Annotated in this window: 3 protein-coding genes; all 3 read right to left on the bottom strand. The window is 32.6% G+C overall.

Annotated elements, in window-relative coordinates; genetic code table 11:
- The coding region (locus Q0352_RS05115; RefSeq protein WP_299524614.1) for a nucleotide sugar dehydrogenase at positions 1-776 on the bottom strand (776 nt) is incomplete at its 3' end.
- 154 nt (positions 777-930) lie between these two features.
- Positions 931-1,944, bottom strand: a complete 1,014-nt coding sequence (gene rfbB / locus Q0352_RS05110) for a dTDP-glucose 4,6-dehydratase (protein WP_299524611.1) — start codon at positions 1,942-1,944, stop codon at positions 931-933.
- An 84-nt stretch (positions 1,945-2,028) separates the two neighbouring features.
- The coding region (gene rfbD, locus Q0352_RS05105; protein ID WP_299524608.1) for a dTDP-4-dehydrorhamnose reductase at positions 2,029-2,867 on the bottom strand (839 nt) is incomplete at its 5' end.

Below are 2,867 nucleotides of genomic sequence, written 5' to 3'. Positions count from 1 at the left end.
TTGAATGGTAAAAAATTCCATTTAGTACCTGCAGCTTCTAAAACTGCACTCGTATCAATATCTAATAAATTAAAGATTTTAGCCAATTCATTTACAAATGCAATGTTGATATCTCTTTGCGAGTTTTCTATTACTTTTGCTGCTTCAGCCACTTTAATTGTTGGTGCTAAATGTGTACCTGCTATAATTACAGATGCATATAAATTATTTACTTTTTCACCAGTTTCAGGGTTTGACCCAGAAGTTACTTTTAGTATTTTTTCAACGGTATGCTCTTTATCTCCTGGATTGATACGCTCTGGTGAATAACCTGCGAAAAAATCCTTGTTAAATACAAGTCCTGAATTTTTTTCTAAAATTGGAATACATACTTCTTCCGTTGCACCTGGGTATACGGTAGATTCATAAATAACGATGTCTCCTTTTTTTAAAACTTTCCCAACAGTTTCACTCGATTTCACCAAGGGTGTTAAATCTGGCTTGTTATTTTTATCTACTGGTGTTGGAACGGTTACAATATAATAGTTACAGTTTTCTATATCTTGTAAATTGGTGGTGCAAAACAAGCCTGTCTCGTTTGATGGGCTTTCAACTAATACTTTTTGAAGTATTTCATGTTCAACTTCTAAGGTGTTATCAACTCCTTTTTTTAATTCATTTACTCGTCCTTGATTGATATCAAAACCTACCACTGGATATTTTGTAGCAAACAACCTTGCTAATGGTAATCCTACATAGCCTAATCCTATAATTGCTATTCTTCTATTTTCTTTCATTTTTCCTTTTTCACAATTCACTTCTCACCTTGTCTTGCTGTCCTGCTGTCTTTTTTTTGTCGTGCAGTCTTGCGGTCGGTCGCTTCGCTCTGGTCTTGCGGTCGGCACTATTTTCTTTACGCTCTTCCCTACTTTCTCCTTTAAACTTTCTCCTTTATCCTTTATACTTTTTCAAATACCACTCTACTGTTTTTAATATTCCCGAATCAAAATTTTCATCAGCTTTCCAACCTAATTGGGTTTCAATTTTAGTAGCGTCAATGGCATATCTAAAATCATGACCTGCTCTATCTTTCACATAGGTAATTTGATCTTTGTAGGATTTTCCGTCTTTTGGTACTAATTCATCTAACAATTCACAAATTTTATGAACGATATAATTGTTATTTTGTTCGTTTTTACCTCCTATATTGTAAACCTCACCCGATTTCCCTTCTTTATAAGCCAATTCAATTCCTTTACAATGATCTACCACAAACAACCAGTCTCTAATATTTTTTCCATCTCCATAAACAGGAATATCTTCACCCGCTAATGCTTTTCGAATCACTGTTGGAATCAATTTTTCATCGTGTTGTTTAGGCCCGTAATTATTTGAACAATTGGTAATAACAGTATTCATTCCATAAGTATGATGGTAGCTACGCACAATCATATCACTACTTGCTTTTGATGCGCTATAAGGTGAGTTTGGAGCATACGGTGTTTCTTCTGTAAATAAGCCTGTTTCACCTAAAGTACCATAAACCTCATCAGTAGAGACGTGTAAAAATTTATTGTTTTCGAAACCTTTTTTATAAACAAATGGTTTTTCCATCCAGTATTTATAGGCAACATCTAACAAGGTAAAAGTACCTTTAATATTAGTATCAATAAAAACTTCTGGACCATCTATAGAGTTGTCAACATGAGATTCTGCAGCTAAATGAATCACTCCGTGTATAATGTAATGCTGAAAAACTCGTTCTACTAATTCTCGATCACAAATATCTCCATGAACAAATGTATAGTTTGGAGCTTTTTCAACAGATTTTAAATTTTCTGAGTTTCCTGCATAGGTTAGTAAATCAATATTTACAATGTTATAATCTGGGTGTTTTTCGATTAAATATTTAATTAAATTTGCCCCTATAAATCCTGCGCCTCCAGTTACTAATATTGCTCTCATCGTTTAAAAATTTTATTTGTTTAGGTAAAGCGATAAAGGTAAATTTTTATAAGGAAATCACAAAAGGTTTAAGATGAAATCTACTTACTTGTTTAATTTTTCAATACAGTGTTGAAGTGAAACTTTCCAATGCGGAATTGATAGTTGAAATGTTTCCTGAATCTTCTCGGTATTCAACAAGCTAAATTCTGGTCTTTTCGTTGATGTTTTAAAGGTTTCAGAAGTTATGGGTACAACTGTACAGTTATGTTTCGCTTGTTTCACTATTTCTTCAGCAAATTGAAACCAGCTACACTCCCCTGCATTTGCATAATGATAAGTTTGAACTCCGTTACTCTTTAATAAAGGTATAATTTGTAAAATAGTTGTTGCTAAGTCATGGGCGTTTGTTGGTGAACCTATTTGATCTGAAACTACTGAAATTGATTCTTTCTCACCACTCAACCTTAAAATTGTTTTCACAAAATTTTTACCAAAGTTTGAATACAACCAAGATGTTCTAATGATTGCGGAATTGTTTGGATTTACACTTAACAAAGCTTGTTCTCCTTTTAGTTTTGAAGCACCGTAAACATTTTGAGGCTTTGTTTCTGAAGCTTCGACATACGGTATTTTTGAAGCACCATCAAAAACATAGTCGGTTGAAATATGTATCAATTTTAATCGATGTTCGGCAGCTATTTTAGCTAAATTTTCAACTGCTAAATAATTAATTTCATTCGCTAATACAAGTTCATCTTCAGCTTTATCAACATTGGTATAGGCCGCACAATTTATAATAATATCAATGTTGTTTTCTGAAATAAATGTTGAAATAGCATTAAAATTAGTAATGTCTAAGTTGTTTTTATCAGTAAAAAAGAAGGTGTAATTTTGAAAATCACTTTCCAAACTTACCAATTCTAATCCTAATTGCCCTTTTG

The sequence above is a fragment of the uncultured Lutibacter sp. genome (assembly GCF_937891065.1).
Lineage (GTDB): Bacteria > Bacteroidota > Bacteroidia > Flavobacteriales > Flavobacteriaceae > Lutibacter.
The sequence above is the reverse complement of the archived record's forward strand: the minus strand, read 5'-3'. Positions and strand labels throughout refer to the sequence as shown.

Excerpts from the sequence above, each read along its gene's own strand:
- rfbB (WP_299524611.1), bottom strand. The coding sequence starts at position 1,944 with ATGAGAGCAATATTAGTAACTGGAGGCGCAGGATTTATAGGGGCAAAT.